The organism is Bacteroides sp. AM32-11AC (genome assembly GCF_003603515.1).
GTDB lineage: Bacteria > Bacteroidota > Bacteroidia > Bacteroidales > Bacteroidaceae > Bacteroides > Bacteroides uniformis.
This window is the reverse complement of sequence record NZ_QTNH01000001.1, coordinates 249,604-265,221: the sequence shown is the minus strand read 5'-3', so window position 1 is coordinate 265,221 and position 15,618 is coordinate 249,604. Positions and strand designations below refer to the sequence as shown.

Here is a 15,618-nt window from a genome sequence, read left to right as displayed (position 1 = left end):
GCGGTGCAAAGGAATGAATATTTATCATTCCTCGCAAATATTTGATGAATTAAATGCACCTTTTTGCACATTTTTCACGGTTTTGTGCAGTAATTGGAGGGATTATGGGAAAAAATATCGCAGTTTTAGCGTCGGGAAGTGGTACGAATGCCGAGAATATCATCCGTTATTTCCGGGAAAAAGGTTCGGCACGTGTGGCTCTGGTTTTGACTAACCGGCAGAATGCGTTTGTTTTAGAGCGTGCCAAGGGGCTGGGAGTGCCTTGTGTCTGGTTTGCCAAGAGCGATTGGGAAAGTGGAGAGCTTGTTTTGTCGACGCTTCGAGAGCATGATATTGATTTTGTGGTATTGGCAGGATTCCTGGCACGTGTGCCGGACAATATTCTGCATGCTTATCCCAATAAAATGATAAATATACATCCTTCGTTGCTGCCCAAGTTCGGTGGAAAGGGAATGTACGGCGACCGTGTGCACGAGGCAGTGATTGCTTCCGGCGAAAAGGAAAGCGGTATTACCATCCATTATACGAATGAGCATTATGACGAAGGCGGCATTATCTGCCAGCAGAAATGCCCCGTATTGCCGGGCGATACGCCGGAGGAGCTGGCGCAACGCATCCACCGGCTGGAGTATGAATACTATCCGAAGGTGATAGAGGAGTTGGTGGAAGGCCTCTCTCCCAGTTATTTATAGAATCGGTTAAGGGAGAGGATGGCCTCGTTCAGCTTACGGTTGTCTATCTTGTAGTTTTCCAGGGGATTCAATGCACTGTCGCTGATCTCTATATATCCGGAAGGGTGTTTTTCCAGAATAGTATGATTTTCTACGATAAAGGCATAATTGAGATTGTCGCCCACGATATGCCAGTTCCGTGGACAAGTATCGGTTATTAAATGCCCCATACTGTAATCGGAAGGCGGATTGGTTACACCCAGCACTTTATTCATTAGGGTTGGTGCAAAATCATAGTGCGTGGTACGGTGATGGTAGGTATGTGGCTGTTCTCCCGGTTCATATAATAGGAAGGGGATATGTGTTTGTACCGGTGAATAATTACTGCCGTGGCCCCAATAATTTTTATGATTCTCATTGAATTCTTGTCCATGGTCTCCGGTAATGATGACCAGGGTATTGTCTAGCAGTTTCTTTTCTTCAAGTTTGTGGAGGACGCATCCCACCAGTGAGTCGGCTTCCGCCACGCAGTTGTAGTAGAGGTTCAGGAAAGGAGTAGGGTCTATGTCGTTGTTCAGTTTCATATAGTCGGCGAACTCCCAGGACGGTTGGAAACGATAAAGCTTGTCCTTCGGCACTTCATATCCGTGTGCCAAATCATAGAAGAGAAAGGAAAAGAAAGGTTTTGTACCGCTGCCCAGCGTATCGAGTGCTTGCAGATAATCTGCTGTAATACGGCAGTCGCGGTCATAAACGGTTTTTCCTTCGGTATGGGTACGCAAGTCGGGTACCTTTGAGAAAAGTATTTTGGCAAATGGCGGGTTGACGATTGTAGCACTGGGATAAATACCTATCTGATAATTCTGCTTCAATAGTTCTTCTATGAGCAGGGGCTGTATGCCCGATACCTCAAAATCAGTCCAGTAGATGGATGAGAGACTGAAGAAAAGCCCGAAGATACTTCCACGTGTGCCATTGCTGCTGCTTAGATGGGAGGTGAATCTGCTGCAACTGTCGGCAAAGTGGCTGATATGAGGTGTAATGTCCTGGTTAAAGGCGCGGTAGTTCCATGAGTCTATGGCTATCAGCACTACATTCTTGGGGTTGGAATGGACTTCGTATTTCAAAGAATCTATCGGATAGTTGAGGTCAGCAGACTGCTTTTTGTTGTTGAAGTTCATTTTAATGACATCCTTGGATGAGACCACTCCTAACTTCATCATCAGGCGGGTTGCCGTAAGCGGGAAGTAATAGGGCAGGCAGGGGGCGCTGCGAATCACTGAAGTCTTTTGCGCTACAGCGGCATAGGCATGATAAAAGTTAGAGAATAGTGCAAACAAAATCAGAGTGGCAAGTACAGGACGGAAGCCACAGCGGTGAAAGCGGGTATAACAATGGCCTGCAAGTATTCTTAGCAAAGTATTGGCGGCAAATATACCCACTAATACTCCTGCAATCTTCAGATAAAGCCAGAAGCTGAATGTGAAAATCTCACTGTTGCCCTCTCCAACCAGGAGATTCAGTACAAAACCATTGATATGGAACTTGTAAAGACTGTACACACTGCCGTCTATGTAAGCAAGTATATTGAGTAATGATACAAGAATAATGTGTGTGATGGCGGCGGCTTGATGGCGCCGGACGGTAATGGCTACGATTAAGGATATGATGTAAGGAATAAGTGCCCACAAGGCGGCATGTGAGCAAGCGGCCGTTATATAAAACATCCAGCCTCCCACGTCCATCATGGCGAGCCGGGGACTGTGAATCAGATAAAACAGAAATTGTATGGCAATCGTCAGAGTTGAAATTGCATAAAAAATAAATCCTTCACTGAGTGATTTCTCTAACTGTATTTTTTGCATTGATATTGTAATGTTTTGCCTATAGTTTCCTCTGATTCGGCATTGATAGTAAAGGCGTGAGGAGCTTATATAGTGACGTCTTTTGTATTATCGGGCTGTATTTCTAAATGTATGTGCTACTTTGGGATATAAGTGTAAGCATCTTTTTCTCTTCGTAGCGGGTAGTCTCCCCGCAATTTTTCAAATTGTTCGGGATGTGTTTTCAGTGCTTCGCTGTCCCTTCTCGGGTCATACATTTGCAGATATGCTTCTGCCAGGCTGTCGGCGGTAATAATCGGGTTCCGGGGTTGGGGGGGAGCGATGCGGTAGTCGGCTTTGATGTGAAAGAAACGACAAAGGGCATCCAGGGACATACGGGTGGCATTGGCTTTTCCGTCGGCTGAATAACCGGCTATATGGGGAGTTCCAAGGAACACTCTATTTAATAAGGTAAGATTGATATCAGGCTCATTCTCCCATACATCAATGATGGCATCGGAAATCAGTCCGTCTTCTAAGGCATTCAGGAGCGCATTGGTTTCAATCACCTCTCCACGTGAGGTATTGATAATGACGGGACAGCGTTTTAATGACCGGAAGAAAGTATGGTCTGCCAAATGGAATGTTTTGTATGGCCCTTCCTTATATAAAGGTACGTGGAAGGTGAGGATATCACATTCTGCTGCGAGTGCTTGCAAGGAACTGAAATCGCTCTCTCCTTCCTTGTCTTGCCGGGGCAGGTCATTCTTCAGGACACGCATGCCTAGTTCTTGCCCTACTTGGGCTATTTTGCTACCCACATTGCCTACGCCGATGATGCCTAATGTCAATTCGGACAGTTGTACTCCTTTGAGTTGTTGCAATAATAGTAAGGCTGATTGCACGTATTGGGCTACGGATGCTGAATTGCATCCGGGGGCATTGGTCCAAGCGATGCCTGCTTCACGGCAATATTCCGTATCTATATGGTCGAAGCCTATGGTGGCGGTAGCAATGAAGCGGACTTTACTGCCTTCCAGCAATTCCTTGTTGCAGCGGGTGCGGGTACGTATAATCAGTGCATCGGCATCTTTTACCAACTCCGGAGTGAAGTCTCTGCCGGGAGTATAAATCACGCTGTCGGCTATTTTTTCGATGGCTTCTTTAATGAAAGGTATTTTGTTGTCAACAATGACTCTCATAATGCTGCTGTTCTTTTCGACGATTTTCCATCGTGCGAAGATACGACTAATCCGTCAAAGTGGCTAAGTAATGCCCGGAAAATAATTTTACTCTTTCCGTTTTTAAGTTTGCATTTCTGCCCTCACCGCTCTCACTCTTTTCTTCAACTTCCCTATTCATCGGCATTGCAGGGGTGGGTGAGAGCAATCGAAAAGGGTGAGGGTAAATTTTGCTCTCACCTGTGTTTTCTTCCGTTCCGCATCCTTCTTTCTTCTGTTGCATCCTTTTCATTCTTTCGTTTTACTTTTGGATTCTTCAGCAGCCCACGTTAGTGAGCCGTGATGTTCACTTGAGTGAACTAAACAGCTCACTAGTGTGGTTGAATTGGTTCATAACAGTGGGCCGATGATGAATAAAGTAGTTTTCGGGAAGGAGATAAGGTGTTTGAAGGATAAAACAATGGGCCAGTACGGATTGAACAATGGGGATGTGCCCGATTCCGTACTTGGTTTTTGTAACAGACAGCAAGTGATTGCTCATCTCTATCTTATGTTTTATAGGTGAATTTGTGTTTTTGTCAAAAAAGGAAAGCGAAATAGACTGCTATATGAGGATTATCTTGTACATTTGCAGCTGAAACTTTTTAGAGATGAGAATAGGATACGACGGAAAACGGGCTGTGCAGAATTTTACGGGATTGGGTAATTACAGCCGGTATGTGGTGCAGTCATTGTCAGCCTTTGCTCCGGAAAACGAGTATTGGCTGTATGCTCCGGTACACCGTGAAAATCAGCAACTCTCGTCGATGGTGGCCGAAAGCCGGGGAACGGTATCGGTACATTATCCGTCTTATTGGCTCTGGAGAGGAATGACTTCGTTGTGGCGTGTGGGAGGCATACGCAGGACTTTGAAACGGGACAACATACAGCTGTTCCACGGACTGAGTAACGAACTTCCCCTGACCATCCATCGGGTACGGGAAGTAAAGAGTGTGGTGACTGTTCACGACCTTATTTTCCTGAGACTTTCACATTGTTTTTCGTTGGTCGACCGCTTGATTTATAACTACAAATGCCGCTATGCATGCAAGCATGCAGACCACATCATTGCCGTGAGTGAGTGTACCAAGCGTGACATCATACATTATTATGGAATTCCTGCGGATAAAATTTCCGTTATTTACCAAGGGTGTAGTTCTCTGTATGCCTGCCGTGTCGGTAAGGATAAGCGCAAGGAGGTGATGCGGAGTTATCGGTTGCCCGAACGCTATATCTTGTCGGTGGGCACCATTGAGGAGCGTAAAAATGCGCTGGCCATTGTGAAGGCTTTGGAGTATCTGCCCGATGAACTGCATTTTGTTCTGGTAGGGAGACCCACAGCCTATATCCATCAGCTGAAAGAGTTTATGACAAAAGCCGGATTGCAAGACAGAGTACATTTTCTGCATGGTATCCCTTCGGACGATTTACCTGCCATTTATCAGTCGGCCGAGACTTTTGTATACCCATCCGTTTACGAAGGTTTTGGCATCCCTATTCTTGAGGCTTTACATTCCGGCATTCCGGTGGTAGCAGCAACTGGCTCTTGTCTTGAAGAAGCGGGGGGGGAGCATTCATTGTATGTGAGTCCCCATGATGTGGAGGGATTGGCGGCAGCGATTGCCCGTACACAAGAGCCTTCTTTGCGTGCCACCATGATTGAGGAGGGATTGAAGTGGGCACAGCGTTTCACGGAGGAGCAGATGGCGCGTGAGACGATGGAGTGTTATCGGAAAGTATTAACAAAAGAAACCTAAGATATGAATTATTTGGACCGCAATGAGTTTAACTACGCACCTTCACAAGAGGTGGTGGAGGCTCTAAAGAATTTTGATATAAACAAACTCTGTTTCTATACCCGTATCTACGACGAAGGCAAGAAGAGTATTCTGTCTGTTTATCTGTCTGAATCTTACGGAATTGATGAACCGCAGGTACTATTGGGTTATGGTGGAGAAGATATATTGAAACAAGCAGTCCACTATTTCCTGACCCAAGAGGATGGGAACAAGACGATGCTCATTCCTAAATTCTCGTGGTGGTACTATAAATCCATTGCTGATGAAGTGGACGGGCATACGTTGCAGTATCCATTGTATGAGGATGGCAATACCTTTAAATATGATTTCGCTGCCATGAAAGAGATGGTACAGCGTGAGAATCCCAAGGTCTTATTAATCGCTTCGCCCAATAATCCCACCGGTAACGGTCTGACCCCTGCAGAATTGGACGCTTTGTTGGCTGAGTTGCCCGTAACAACCATCGTTTTGGTGGACGAAGCCTATGCCTCTTTCGTATCTACTGATACGGACTATATTAAAATGCTGGTTGATAAATATCCCAACCTGATTATTTCACGCACGCTTTCCAAGTTCTACGGATTGCCCGGATTGCGCATGGGGTTTGGGTTTATGAGTAAGGAGTTGGCCAACTTTGGCAAATACAGCAACAAATATCTGGGTTATAACCGTATCTCTGAGGATATTGCTATTGCCGCACTGAAATCGGATGCGCATTACCGGAATATAGCACGGCTGATGAATGAGAGTCGCGCCTGCTTTGAAGCGGAGATAGGGACGTTGCCTGGTTTCAAGGTATATGAGTCGGTGGCGAACTTTGTCCTTATAAAATATCCGATTGTCTTGAAAGAACGCTTACAGAAAGCTTTTGCCGACGAGGATTATAAGGTGAAGTTCATGAATGAACCAGACATCAATACCCATTTGCGTATTACCTTGGGGCGTCCTGAACAGAACCGTATTGTCATTGACACCATTAAAAAAATTGCATTACAATGAAAGCGGTTATATTGGCTGCAGGGATAGCTTCGCGTTTGCGTCCGTTGACTGATACCACTCCAAAATGTCTGTTGAAAGTTGGAGAGCGTTGTTTGCTGCAAAGAGCCTTTGATGCATTGCTGCAGAATGGCTTTCGGGAGTTTGTCATTGTCACCGGTTATAGACAGCAGCAGATTGTGAACTTTCTGGAAGCTCATTATCCGGCATTGGAGGTTACGTTTATCTATAATGAGAAATATGCTTCTACCAATAATATCTACTCTTTATGGCTTACACGGCCTTATGTAGATAAAGAGGACATTCTGTTGCTGGACAGCGATATCCTTTTTGACCCGCAGATTGTAGCCAAGTTGCTTGGATATGGTCAAGCGGATGCGTTGGCTCTGAACCATCATACATTGGGGGAAGAGGAAATCAAGGTAATAGCGGACAATGATGGCAAGGTGTTGGAAATCAGTAAGACGTGCTCCATATCCCGAGCTATTGGCGAGTCTATTGGCATCGAGAAGATGTCTGCCGCTTATACAGAAGCGCTTTTCCGGGAATTGGAGGTTATGATTACCAAAGAAGGTTTGGATAATATCTTCTATGAACGTGCTTTTGAGCGTCTCATACCACAAGGACACTCTTTCTATGCGCTTGACACTACCGAATATTTTTCTGTGGAGCTTGATACGGTGAATGACTTTGAACAAGCACAGCGGTTGATTCCTTCACAACTTTATTAATTAATGGGCTGATTTTTATGGCAGATTATGATATACGTCCTTTGCAGCTTCGTATTTTGAAGATATTGCTTGCTGTGGATAAAGTTTGTAAAGAACATGGTTTGCGCTATTATATAATGGCCGGTACTATGCTTGGTGCAGTCCGTCATAAGGGATTTATCCCTTGGGACGATGATTTGGATATCGGTATGCCGAGGGCTGATTATGATTTGTTGATGTCTCATTCCAAGGAGTGGCTTCCCCAGCCTTATGAGGCTGTCTGCGCAGAAAATGATCCGAATTATCCATTACCTTTTGCCAAGATACAAGATGCGGATACGACTCTTATCGAGCGTATGCATTTGAAATACTTGGGAGGTATCTACTTGGACGTATTTCCATTGGACGGTGTACCGCAAAGCAACCTGAAACAGAGGATTCATTTTGCCCGGTATGAATTTTACAAGCGGGTGCTCTATTTTATCTACCGCGACCCTTATAAGCATGGGAAAGGTCCCGACTCATGGTTGCCGCTGCTGTGCCGGAGACTTTTTACTACTGCCGGCGTACAGAGGAGTATCAGAAATGTGATGACCACCTATGACTTTGACAAGTCTTCTTTAGTTTGTGATTATGATGACGGTATGCGCGGCATCATGCCCAAGGCAGAGCTGGGAACTCCGACTCCCGTTTCGTTTGAGGACGAAACTGTGTGGGGAGTACAAGATTATGATACCTATCTGACCAGAAAATATGGAGACTACATGGTTATACCGAAACAAAGCGGGCAGAGACAGCATAATTTCCACTATCTGGATTTAGATAAGCCCTACAGAGAATATGGAGCCTGATTACCGGTGTAACTGAAAGTCAATGATGTAATAATGCTATCAATGATTAGAGTTGTCCGGTCATCTTGAAGTACTTTTCCAATACAAGAAGGGATATCAATTGTTCCCGTTTTTTATTCTTGAATTGCTCTATATACTCATGTGCATGTTCGATTATTGCTTGAGCTTCATCAGTATGAGCCATGTAATATTGCAGTCTTTCTTCCAAATCAGAGAAGTCCGGTTTGATTTCAATGTAGTGATAGTTAGGAATTAATGTGCCTTCCATGAACCAAGTTTCACAAGTAGGACGGGGCATTACGGCAATAGAGTTGGAAGACATTACCCATTTTAGATTGCTGGCAACATCATAGCCTTCTATGGCTAGAATAAATTTGTATTCCAATTGTTCTTTAATGGTCAATTTTCCAATGCACCACGTAGGATTGATAGTATCCCGGCTGATATCTCCCAAATCGCACATGGGATGGCCAAAATACATTTTCATGAATTTGATTCGCTGCTCTTTGTCTGTTACTTTTCCGCGAAAGACAGCCATATCTTTTTTCTCTGTAAATTTTTTCTTGTCACGGACAAAAATAAAATGCCTTATCTTGTTGAGTTTCATAATAACCCCGTTTCCGTTGTTTTCAGTTATAAGACGGCTTTTTGAAATGGATGGGATTGGTGGGACGAAATCCACATCACCGGCACATAGGTTCAACCGTAGTTGTTGGGAAAACCAGCGGGTATAGCAGCGGGTATCATAGATATAGACTTTGTGCCCTTTTAGTTTATGTTCTGCGAGTGCAGGTACCGATTCGGGCAATATTGCACCCGGTAAAAGTTTGTTATAGTAGTTTACTCGGTATAAAATGTAGTCTTTATCTTTTCTGTCGGATAAAGATGCCAACTTATGACGAAGCTGCATCTGAAAGAATATATTGGGTATCAGCATACCGAGCATATTCTTTATATAATAGATAAGTTTGATGTTCTTCCCGCTTCTTAGGGCATACAATAGTTTGTACTCCATTGATTTCGTTTTTTATTCAGTAGGTGCATTGTATGAAATATGATGCAAACTTATATAAATAAATGAGAACTTCCAATTGAATTTATCCTTTAATTATCATATTCTTTTTGTAATAAAGAGTTGCTCTGTTTTCAGATTTTGAGTAGTCTGGTTTGTTTTTTCGTTGTTAACGCTTACTTTTGTGCCGAATCAGCAATTCTAATAAATTTGTTATGACCAAATTCTTAATTATCCGTTTCAGTTCGATAGGGGATATTATCCAGTGTATGGGAATTATCGGTGGAATACGTGAACGGTTTGCAGATGTGGAAATTCATTGGATTACCCGGAAAGATATGGTGGGGACCTTGTCGATGGATGGCAGGATTGATAAAATCTGGGCGTTTGACAAGGAGACCGGACTTGCCGGATTGTTGAAAATGGCGGCTGATTTGAGAAAAGAGCATTTCGACTACATTTATGACGCTCATAGTAATATCCGTTCCAACATATTGAAGCTGATAGTGTCTCCATTGCCTTTTGTGAAACCTTACGTTGCTTTGCGGAGCAAAGAGAGAGGCAAACGCTTTTTGTTGTTTAAACTGGGAATCAATCATTTCGACAAGCCTTTCAGGGGGATGGTGTCTTTTCAGAAACCATTGAAGAAATGGGGAATTACGCATTTTCCGGACAACTATCACGACTGGCATTTCCCGGATGAAATACGTAGCAAGTATGAGAACTTTGTAACCAAAGATATGATTACATTGGTGCCGTCTGCCAACTGGGAAATGAAACGCTGGCCCGTTTCCTATTGGAAAGAATTGGTTGCCCTTCTTCCTGAGTATAGATTTGTCATTCTGGCGGGTCCGAAGGATACTTTCTGTGAGGAAATCAGAAGTGCTGCACCGGAACGGGTAGTTAACCTTGCGGGACAAACCTCATTGATGGAATCTTCTTACATAGTGTTGTGTTCCAATCTGGTAATCAGCGCTGATACGGGTTTTATGCATGCCGCTGATTTGTTCCGTGTTCCTGCTTTTGCCTTGATGGGACCTACGGCCTTCGGTTTCCCTACGGGACCTACGGTGGAAATACTCGAAACAGCCCTGCCTTGCCGTCCGTGCACCAAAGACGGACGGGGTAAATGCAAGCTGGCTGTTTATCAGAAGTGTATGGTGGATATTACCCCCCAACAAGTCGCTGAAAAGATTATTGCTTCTCTTGGTTGATGGCGCCTATAGTCTTTGTAGTGGAATAACCGTCTACGAAAGGGATAGTTACTGTTTCTTGGGCGTACTCCCTGCCTACAATGTTTTCTATGGCATAGTCGCCACCTTTTACCAACACGTCCGGTGCAACTGTTTTGATGAGATTCAGAGGGGTATCTTCCGTAAAAATCACTACGTAGTCCACTGCTTCCAAGGCTGCCAGGACTGTGGAGCGGGCGCTTTCATCATTGATGGGGCGCGATTCCCCTTTCAGACGTTTTACTGAGCTGTCCGAATTCAATCCTACGATAAGTACGTCCCCCAGTCTTTTGGCCTTTTCCAGATAGCACACGTGTCCTTTGTGCAGAATGTCGAAGCAGCCGTTTGTGAATATGATTTTGCGCTCCTGCGCACGCAGTTGTTTTATAGTATCTGCAAGTTGGGAAATAGGAATAAGTTTGCTGGCCGGTTTCCCGATTTGTAACTCGTCCTGCAACTCTTTGAACAGAATGGGGCTGGTGCCTATTTTCCCGACTACAATGCCGGCCGCTTTATTGGCAAGATAAATGGCATCTGCAATAGGGATACCGGCTGCCAGCGCAGCTGCTAAAGTTGCCACGACAGTATCGCCTGCACCTGAAACGTCATATACTTCCCTTGCTTCGGTAGGAATGTCTTGTGAGGCTACCGGAGCTATATATGACATACCTTTTTCGGAACGTGTCACTAATAGAGAAGTAAGGTTATACTCCTTCAGTATCCGGTCTGCTGCGCTATGGATTTCTTTATCCTCATTTCTCACATCCACTCCCGAAACAGCCGAAAGCTCTTTCAGGTTGGGGGTGATGATGGTTGCGGAACGGTATTTCTCCCAATTTGTCCCTTTGGGGTCTATAATGACCTTCTTCCCTTGCCCGGCAGAGGCGGATATAACCTGCTGGCATACTGTATCATTGCATACTCCCTTGCCATAATCCGAAATCACGACAATGTCCACTTCGGGGAGTGCACGCTTCACGGCATCCAGCAGTTTCTGCTCAGTCTCTTCGTTCAGGCATTCATTTTCTGTTTCAAAGTCCAGCCGTACTACTTGCTGGCTGTTGCCTATTACGCGGGTTTTGGTGATGGTTGGGTGTCCTGTATGAAACAGTTCGTTTCTGATACCCAAATCAGCGAACATCTCCTGCATTGTGTTTCCGTTGTGGTCGTTGCCAAGCAGGCTGACGACATACGGCGAGCAACCCAGTCCCAACAGATTTCTTGCAACATTGGCCGCTCCTCCCAATACATTGTAGGTACGGGTGACACGGACCACTGGTACGGGGGCTTCGGGAGAAATCCTTTTCACGTCCCCTATATGGTAAGTATCCAGCATCACGTCTCCGATAACGAGTACCTTCTTTCCCTTTATACTGTTTAATTCTGTATTCATAATAGGTTGTTTTTTAATTGGTTGGCCCAATATATAAGCGGATGTTCCTCTGTGACCCGGAAAGACTTGACACCGCTTCGCTCGCCGCATTCCGTATCCGACTTCTTGTCTCCGAACATATAGGATTGGGACGGGTCGATTTCATATTTCTTCATCGCTTCCGTCACCATGAAAGGAGAAGGCTTACGGCATTCGCAATGTTCTTCCGGAGCGTGAGGGCAAGTATAGAAATCGTTCAGTATAACTCCATGTTTTTCCAGCTCTTGGGCGAGTGCCCGGTTGAACTGTTCGGCGTCCTCCAGTGTAAAGTAGCCACGTCCAATACCGGATTGGTTCGTGATGACAATCAGCAGATAACCCAATTCCTGAAAAATACGGAGTGCTTCGGCTACACCGGGCAATAATTCAAGCTCTTGGGTCTTATAAACGTAGCCGAAATCAACATTGATGGTACCGTCCCGATCAAGGAAAATCGCTTTATTCATGGGAGAACAGTTTATTGTCAACGATGCCGCACAAGATATGTCCGATGGTAATGTGCACTTCTTGAATCCTGGCAGATTCGGCGTGCTGTATAATCAACGGGTAATTGCAAAGTTCCTTGCACCTTCCTCCATCCCTTCCCAGGAGCCCTATGGTGGTGATGCCCATAGATTGTGCCTTCTGCAAGGCATGCTCTACGTTGGGAGAGTTGCCGCTGGTAGAAAGGCCTATCAGAATATCACCTTTCGTTCCCAAGGCTGCCGTCTGCCGTTCGAAGACGCGGTCGAAGCCATAATCATTGCTGACTGCGGTCAGGATGGAAGTGTCGGTTGTCATGGCGATGGCGGGCAGGCCTTCCCGTTCGGTCACGAAACGTCCGACGAGTTCGGCAGCGATATGCTGGGCATCGGCTGCACTGCCGCCGTTACCGCAAAGCAAGACTTTGTGCCCTTGTCGAAGGGCTTGTACTATCAGATTGCCGACAGTTTCGATGTCGGTAAGCATTTGCCGGTTGTTCAGGATATTTTCTTTGAGCCTGATACCTTCTTGGATGGACTGGGTGATATAATCTTGCATAATTTTCTAATCTCGTTGGTACAAAGATACGACATTTCAGAAATGAAGCTTGCTTTTGACGAAATTTTTAAATTGTCTTTGCTTTCTCCATTTCAGTCTGCTGAAGAGAGTGAAGAATATGCATTCTTCAATATCGAATCCTCTTTGCTCGGCATATAGAGGTATTATTTTCATGAAGTCATCGGCGGGAATACCCAGTTGGCTGAAGGCATTCATGGACATTCTGATACCGGGCACTTTACCGAGCTTCAGGCGGTTGATGTCAATGAGGGCGAAGTGATATTTGCCGTCTGTCTTCCGGTAAAATATATTCTTGGGATTATAGTCCAGTGGCAAGACCTTGTTCAGATGTAATTGGAGAGTGAAGTCTACGAGGTCATGTCTTAGCCGTTTTTTCTCTTCTTCCTCCATTCCCGTACCGAACATATCCGTTACAAGCGGGTAGGGGAGGTATTCGGAAATAAAGTATCCGGTGTGGAAGAAACCATTCTTTTTGATTTCTATATAAGCTACCGGAGGGGCGGTCTCTATTCCCCGTTGCAGGAAAAGTTCTGCATATTCAAAGGCGCGCTGCGCTTTGCTTTTGCGGAACCAAGTGTAAATGAGGCAGTTTATGAGGGCAGGTCTTTTGTATTTCTTGATTACGAAGTCCTTGTCTCCAAACCGCACTCTTTCGACTGTGTTCCTTCGGTTACAATAAACTTCTTCCCGTTCATATTCTTCCGATGGGATGGCTCGGATATAACTCTCGTAGTCGGCATAATGCGGATGAATATGTACCTTCATTGTTTTTATTTACATTTTACTTCTTTTGAACGGTGCAAAGATAGTGCAAACCGAAAGCAGAACAAAATGAACTTGTTCATTTTTTATTTTGAGGTGCCGCCTATCTTCGCTTTTGAGCAAAGATAATCAAAATGTATCATCTGGTCGGAAATATCGTATGCTTTTTTGGCGAACTCGGCTTCCGTCGGGGTGGGATCTTCACCTACCACCTCCATTTGGGGGCTGATGGCGAATCCTTTCTTGCATGGGTCGAGGATGCTTTGGCCCAATCCGTTCCAGTAGTAATCATCCAGTTGGAGCAGGTTCAGTAAGGTGGGGTACATATCGATTTGTCCCATCACTTTATCATAACGCATGCCTACCGGAGAGTTTACTATGATGAAAGGGGTGAATGTCTTGTCGGATACGATACCCTTGCCACCGGGGGCGTTGCACAATTCTTCACGGTAGGTAGCCAGTCCTTCGTGGTCACCGGTGATGACGATAAGGGTCTCGTCGTATTGTGGGAGTGTTTTCAAGTACTCCACGAATTTTCCTATCGCCTTGTCCGTATAGCGTGCAGTGGTCATGTAGTCATTCATTTTCTGTGGAATGGCCGGAGAGAAATGAATCTCTTTCAATTCTTCAGGCAATTTGAAGGGAGCATGGCCGGAGTAGGTCACCAGCTGCATGTAAACATTCTCCCCCTTCTTCCAGATTTCCCCCTTCTCTATTTTTTGGCGGCATTGCGCCAGGAAGGAGCCGTCTCCGGTACGTTTGTGCGTGCCAAAGGCTTCTGTCAGTTCAAAGTCATGATAAGCAATGATGGTGTCGGTCCCGAAACTGTAGGCTATGACGCCTTGGTTCCAGGTCGATACTTTATCAATGGTCAGGAGGTAGTTGCGCGAGTTCTTCTGCTGATGCATGGCTTTTTGCAGGGTTCCGTAGGTGTGGTCAGGATATTGGCTGCTGTATGTGCCGCTGTTGATAGGCAGCATACCGGCGCAAAGCAACAGCTGTGCATCAATGGAACGTCCTCCTTTCACTTGCGTCAGTACGTGGGGAGCGTATAAGGAGGTGGAGTCTTGCAGCAGTTTGTTGAGATATGGAGTAATCTCTTGCCCTTCCACTTCCCTTTCGAGTACCCAGCTTTCCAAAGATTCTGCCAGGATGACGATGCAGTTGTTGCGGATTCCGATACGTCCGGTCAAAGGGTGATGTCCGGGTTTCTGGCTCAGCCACTCCTTTATCTCTTGCTGTATCTGTGGGGTGGCCTCCTGCTTCTGGTTGATGAGGTCATAGTATAGGCTTCCGAAGACAGTATACATGGAAGTGGTGCTTGCACACAGATAGGCTTTCTGGCGGACGGTGTTGTATGCTTCCTTGAATCCTCCTTTGGCCAGGGTGGTGATGGCAAACAGCAGGATACCGATTCCCAAAGCTCCTCCGTAATACTTGTATGATGTTCTTCCGGCGGTATTTCTTTTGTAATGCCAATAAAGGGGGATACTGGCAATGGTAGATAGAGGGAAGAAGATGTCGTACCAGCGGAAGGAGTCGTAAACGCTTCCGGTGAAATCGGCGAGGTTTCCAGAAAGTCCATAGCTGTTAAGTGGGATGGCAGTATAGTAGGTGCGGAAATACATCAGGTTGACAATCAGCAGTATATCCAGTAAAAGCATGATGACTATCTCTGTTTTCCAGAGCCGGAAGAACTTATAGGGGACGAGAAGTACGAGGGTGGCTATTATCTTGGTTGCATAGAACTCGATGGTAGAGAATGAAGCGAATGTGGTGGGTATGCTCCAGATGAAATCGAATAGCAGGAATTTGAAAAAAATGGTGATTCCGAACAAAAGAGTCACTTTATCTGTTGCCCCTTGTTGACTGTCGGAGCAATGAAAAAGGTTTCTTCTCATAAAATAGTATTTTTAAAATATTGGGGTGCAAAGATAGATATTTTAGAGAAGAAAAAGCTTCATAAACAGCAACTTTTGGAGGAAAATTGATAAAAGTCATTTTTTTTTCCGGATTGATGCAGTATATAAAGAATTCTTGTATTTACTTTGCAGACGTTTAAAGCAAAG

The 15,618-nt window shown here is 45.1% G+C and carries 15 protein-coding genes; 6 read left to right on the top strand and 9 right to left on the bottom strand.

The window, feature by feature from the left end; genetic code table 11:
- The first annotated feature begins 104 nt into the window (after positions 1–104).
- Complete coding sequence (gene purN, locus DW800_RS01090; RefSeq protein WP_016272085.1) at positions 105–692, top strand: phosphoribosylglycinamide formyltransferase; 588 nt, start codon at positions 105–107, stop codon at positions 690–692.
- On the opposite strand, the gene DW800_RS01085 is transcribed toward purN, so the two are convergent.
- The 3 genes from DW800_RS01085 to DW800_RS01075 all read right to left on the bottom strand — a co-directional run bounded on the left by DW800_RS01085 (position 683) and on the right by DW800_RS01075 (position 3,958).
- Positions 683–2,536 carry a sulfatase-like hydrolase/transferase gene (locus DW800_RS01085; protein WP_005825980.1) on the bottom strand — a complete coding sequence of 618 codons (1,854 nt, stop codon included), beginning with the start codon at positions 2,534–2,536 and terminating at the stop codon, positions 683–685. The genes purN and DW800_RS01085 overlap by 10 nt on opposite strands.
- 116 nt (positions 2,537–2,652) lie before the next feature.
- Positions 2,653–3,696, bottom strand: a complete 1,044-nt coding sequence (pdxB, locus tag DW800_RS01080) for a 4-phosphoerythronate dehydrogenase PdxB (RefSeq protein WP_117878285.1) — start codon at positions 3,694–3,696, stop codon at positions 2,653–2,655.
- A gap of 46 nt (positions 3,697–3,742) precedes the next feature.
- Positions 3,743–3,958, bottom strand: coding sequence for a hypothetical protein (locus tag DW800_RS01075; RefSeq protein ID WP_044467390.1), 216 nt, complete (start codon positions 3,956–3,958; stop codon positions 3,743–3,745).
- A gap of 367 nt (positions 3,959–4,325) precedes the next feature.
- Between DW800_RS01075 and DW800_RS01065 the strand changes: the two genes are divergently transcribed.
- Genes DW800_RS01065 through DW800_RS01050 form a run of 4 tightly spaced genes read left to right on the top strand, consistent with a single transcriptional unit; the run spans position 4,326 to position 8,070 of the window.
- Entirely contained in the window at positions 4,326–5,471 is a 1,146-nt protein-coding gene (locus DW800_RS01065; RefSeq protein WP_057097427.1) for a glycosyltransferase family 4 protein, read from the top strand.
- Positions 5,472–5,474: 3 nt separating this feature from the next.
- On the top strand, positions 5,475–6,512 hold the full coding sequence (locus tag DW800_RS01060) for a pyridoxal phosphate-dependent aminotransferase (RefSeq protein WP_008662064.1): 1,038 nt from the start codon (positions 5,475–5,477) through the stop codon (positions 6,510–6,512).
- Positions 6,509–7,240 carry an NTP transferase domain-containing protein gene (locus DW800_RS01055; protein WP_005825963.1) on the top strand — a complete coding sequence of 244 codons (732 nt, stop codon included), beginning with the start codon at positions 6,509–6,511 and terminating at the stop codon, positions 7,238–7,240. The genes DW800_RS01060 and DW800_RS01055 overlap by 4 nt, the downstream gene beginning before the upstream one ends.
- Positions 7,241–7,257: 17 nt before the next feature.
- Positions 7,258–8,070: a phosphorylcholine transferase LicD gene (locus tag DW800_RS01050; protein WP_117866438.1), complete on the top strand. Its 813-nt coding sequence runs from the start codon at positions 7,258–7,260 to the stop codon at positions 8,068–8,070.
- 46 nt (positions 8,071–8,116) lie between these two features.
- On the opposite strand, the gene DW800_RS01045 is transcribed toward DW800_RS01050, so the two are convergent.
- On the bottom strand, positions 8,117–9,085 hold the full coding sequence (locus tag DW800_RS01045) for a glycosyl transferase family 90 (protein WP_057097429.1): 969 nt from the start codon (positions 9,083–9,085) through the stop codon (positions 8,117–8,119).
- Between the two features lie 212 nt (positions 9,086–9,297).
- Here DW800_RS01045 and DW800_RS01040 point away from each other — a divergent pair, with 212 nt between their 5' ends.
- A complete protein-coding gene (locus DW800_RS01040) occupies positions 9,298–10,296 on the top strand; it encodes a glycosyltransferase family 9 protein (protein ID WP_057097430.1) in 999 nt (332 codons plus the stop codon).
- On the opposite strand, the gene hldE is transcribed toward DW800_RS01040, so the two are convergent.
- The 5 genes from hldE to DW800_RS01015 all read right to left on the bottom strand — a co-directional run bounded on the left by hldE (position 10,277) and on the right by DW800_RS01015 (position 15,450).
- The gene (hldE, locus tag DW800_RS01035) at positions 10,277–11,707 is read right to left on the bottom strand and encodes a bifunctional D-glycero-beta-D-manno-heptose-7-phosphate kinase/D-glycero-beta-D-manno-heptose 1-phosphate adenylyltransferase HldE (protein WP_119957701.1); all 1,431 of its coding nucleotides are present in this window, start codon (positions 11,705–11,707) and stop codon (positions 10,277–10,279) included. The genes DW800_RS01040 and hldE overlap by 20 nt on opposite strands.
- Positions 11,704–12,192, bottom strand: a complete 489-nt coding sequence (locus tag DW800_RS01030; protein ID WP_098031937.1) for a D-glycero-alpha-D-manno-heptose-1,7-bisphosphate 7-phosphatase — start codon at positions 12,190–12,192, stop codon at positions 11,704–11,706. Before DW800_RS01030 ends, hldE begins: the two co-directional genes overlap by 4 nt.
- Positions 12,185–12,766, bottom strand: a complete 582-nt coding sequence (gmhA, locus tag DW800_RS01025) for a D-sedoheptulose 7-phosphate isomerase (RefSeq protein WP_057281889.1) — start codon at positions 12,764–12,766, stop codon at positions 12,185–12,187. Before gmhA ends, DW800_RS01030 begins: the two co-directional genes overlap by 8 nt.
- Positions 12,767–12,802: 36 nt before the next feature.
- Complete coding sequence (locus DW800_RS01020; RefSeq protein WP_119957700.1) at positions 12,803–13,552, bottom strand: lipopolysaccharide kinase InaA family protein; 750 nt, start codon at positions 13,550–13,552, stop codon at positions 12,803–12,805.
- Between the two features lie 83 nt (positions 13,553–13,635).
- Positions 13,636–15,450: an LTA synthase family protein gene (locus DW800_RS01015; protein WP_119957699.1), complete on the bottom strand. Its 1,815-nt coding sequence runs from the start codon at positions 15,448–15,450 to the stop codon at positions 13,636–13,638.
- Between the last annotated feature and the right edge of the window lie 168 nt (positions 15,451–15,618).

Coding starts and splice junctions, on each gene's coding strand:
- DW800_RS01065 (WP_057097427.1), top strand. CDS start 4,326: ATGAGAATAGGATACGACGGAAAACGGGCTGTGCAGAATTTTACGGGA.
- purN (WP_016272085.1), top strand. CDS start 105: ATGGGAAAAAATATCGCAGTTTTAGCGTCGGGAAGTGGTACGAATGCC.
- pdxB (WP_117878285.1), bottom strand. CDS start 3,696: ATGAGAGTCATTGTTGACAACAAAATACCTTTCATTAAAGAAGCCATC.
- DW800_RS01050 (WP_117866438.1), top strand. CDS start 7,258: ATGGCAGATTATGATATACGTCCTTTGCAGCTTCGTATTTTGAAGATA.
- DW800_RS01030 (WP_098031937.1), bottom strand. CDS start 12,192: ATGAATAAAGCGATTTTCCTTGATCGGGACGGTACCATCAATGTTGAT.
- DW800_RS01045 (WP_057097429.1), bottom strand. CDS start 9,085: ATGGAGTACAAACTATTGTATGCCCTAAGAAGCGGGAAGAACATCAAA.
- DW800_RS01020 (WP_119957700.1), bottom strand. CDS start 13,552: ATGAAGGTACATATTCATCCGCATTATGCCGACTACGAGAGTTATATC.
- hldE (WP_119957701.1), bottom strand. CDS start 11,707: ATGAATACAGAATTAAACAGTATAAAGGGAAAGAAGGTACTCGTTATC.
- DW800_RS01015 (WP_119957699.1), bottom strand. CDS start 15,450: ATGAGAAGAAACCTTTTTCATTGCTCCGACAGTCAACAAGGGGCAACA.
- DW800_RS01040 (WP_057097430.1), top strand. CDS start 9,298: ATGACCAAATTCTTAATTATCCGTTTCAGTTCGATAGGGGATATTATC.
- DW800_RS01075 (WP_044467390.1), bottom strand. CDS start 3,958: ATGCAACAGAAGAAAGAAGGATGCGGAACGGAAGAAAACACAGGTGAG.
- DW800_RS01055 (WP_005825963.1), top strand. CDS start 6,509: ATGAAAGCGGTTATATTGGCTGCAGGGATAGCTTCGCGTTTGCGTCCG.
- DW800_RS01085 (WP_005825980.1), bottom strand. CDS start 2,536: ATGCAAAAAATACAGTTAGAGAAATCACTCAGTGAAGGATTTATTTTT.
- DW800_RS01060 (WP_008662064.1), top strand. CDS start 5,475: ATGAATTATTTGGACCGCAATGAGTTTAACTACGCACCTTCACAAGAG.
- gmhA (WP_057281889.1), bottom strand. CDS start 12,766: ATGCAAGATTATATCACCCAGTCCATCCAAGAAGGTATCAGGCTCAAA.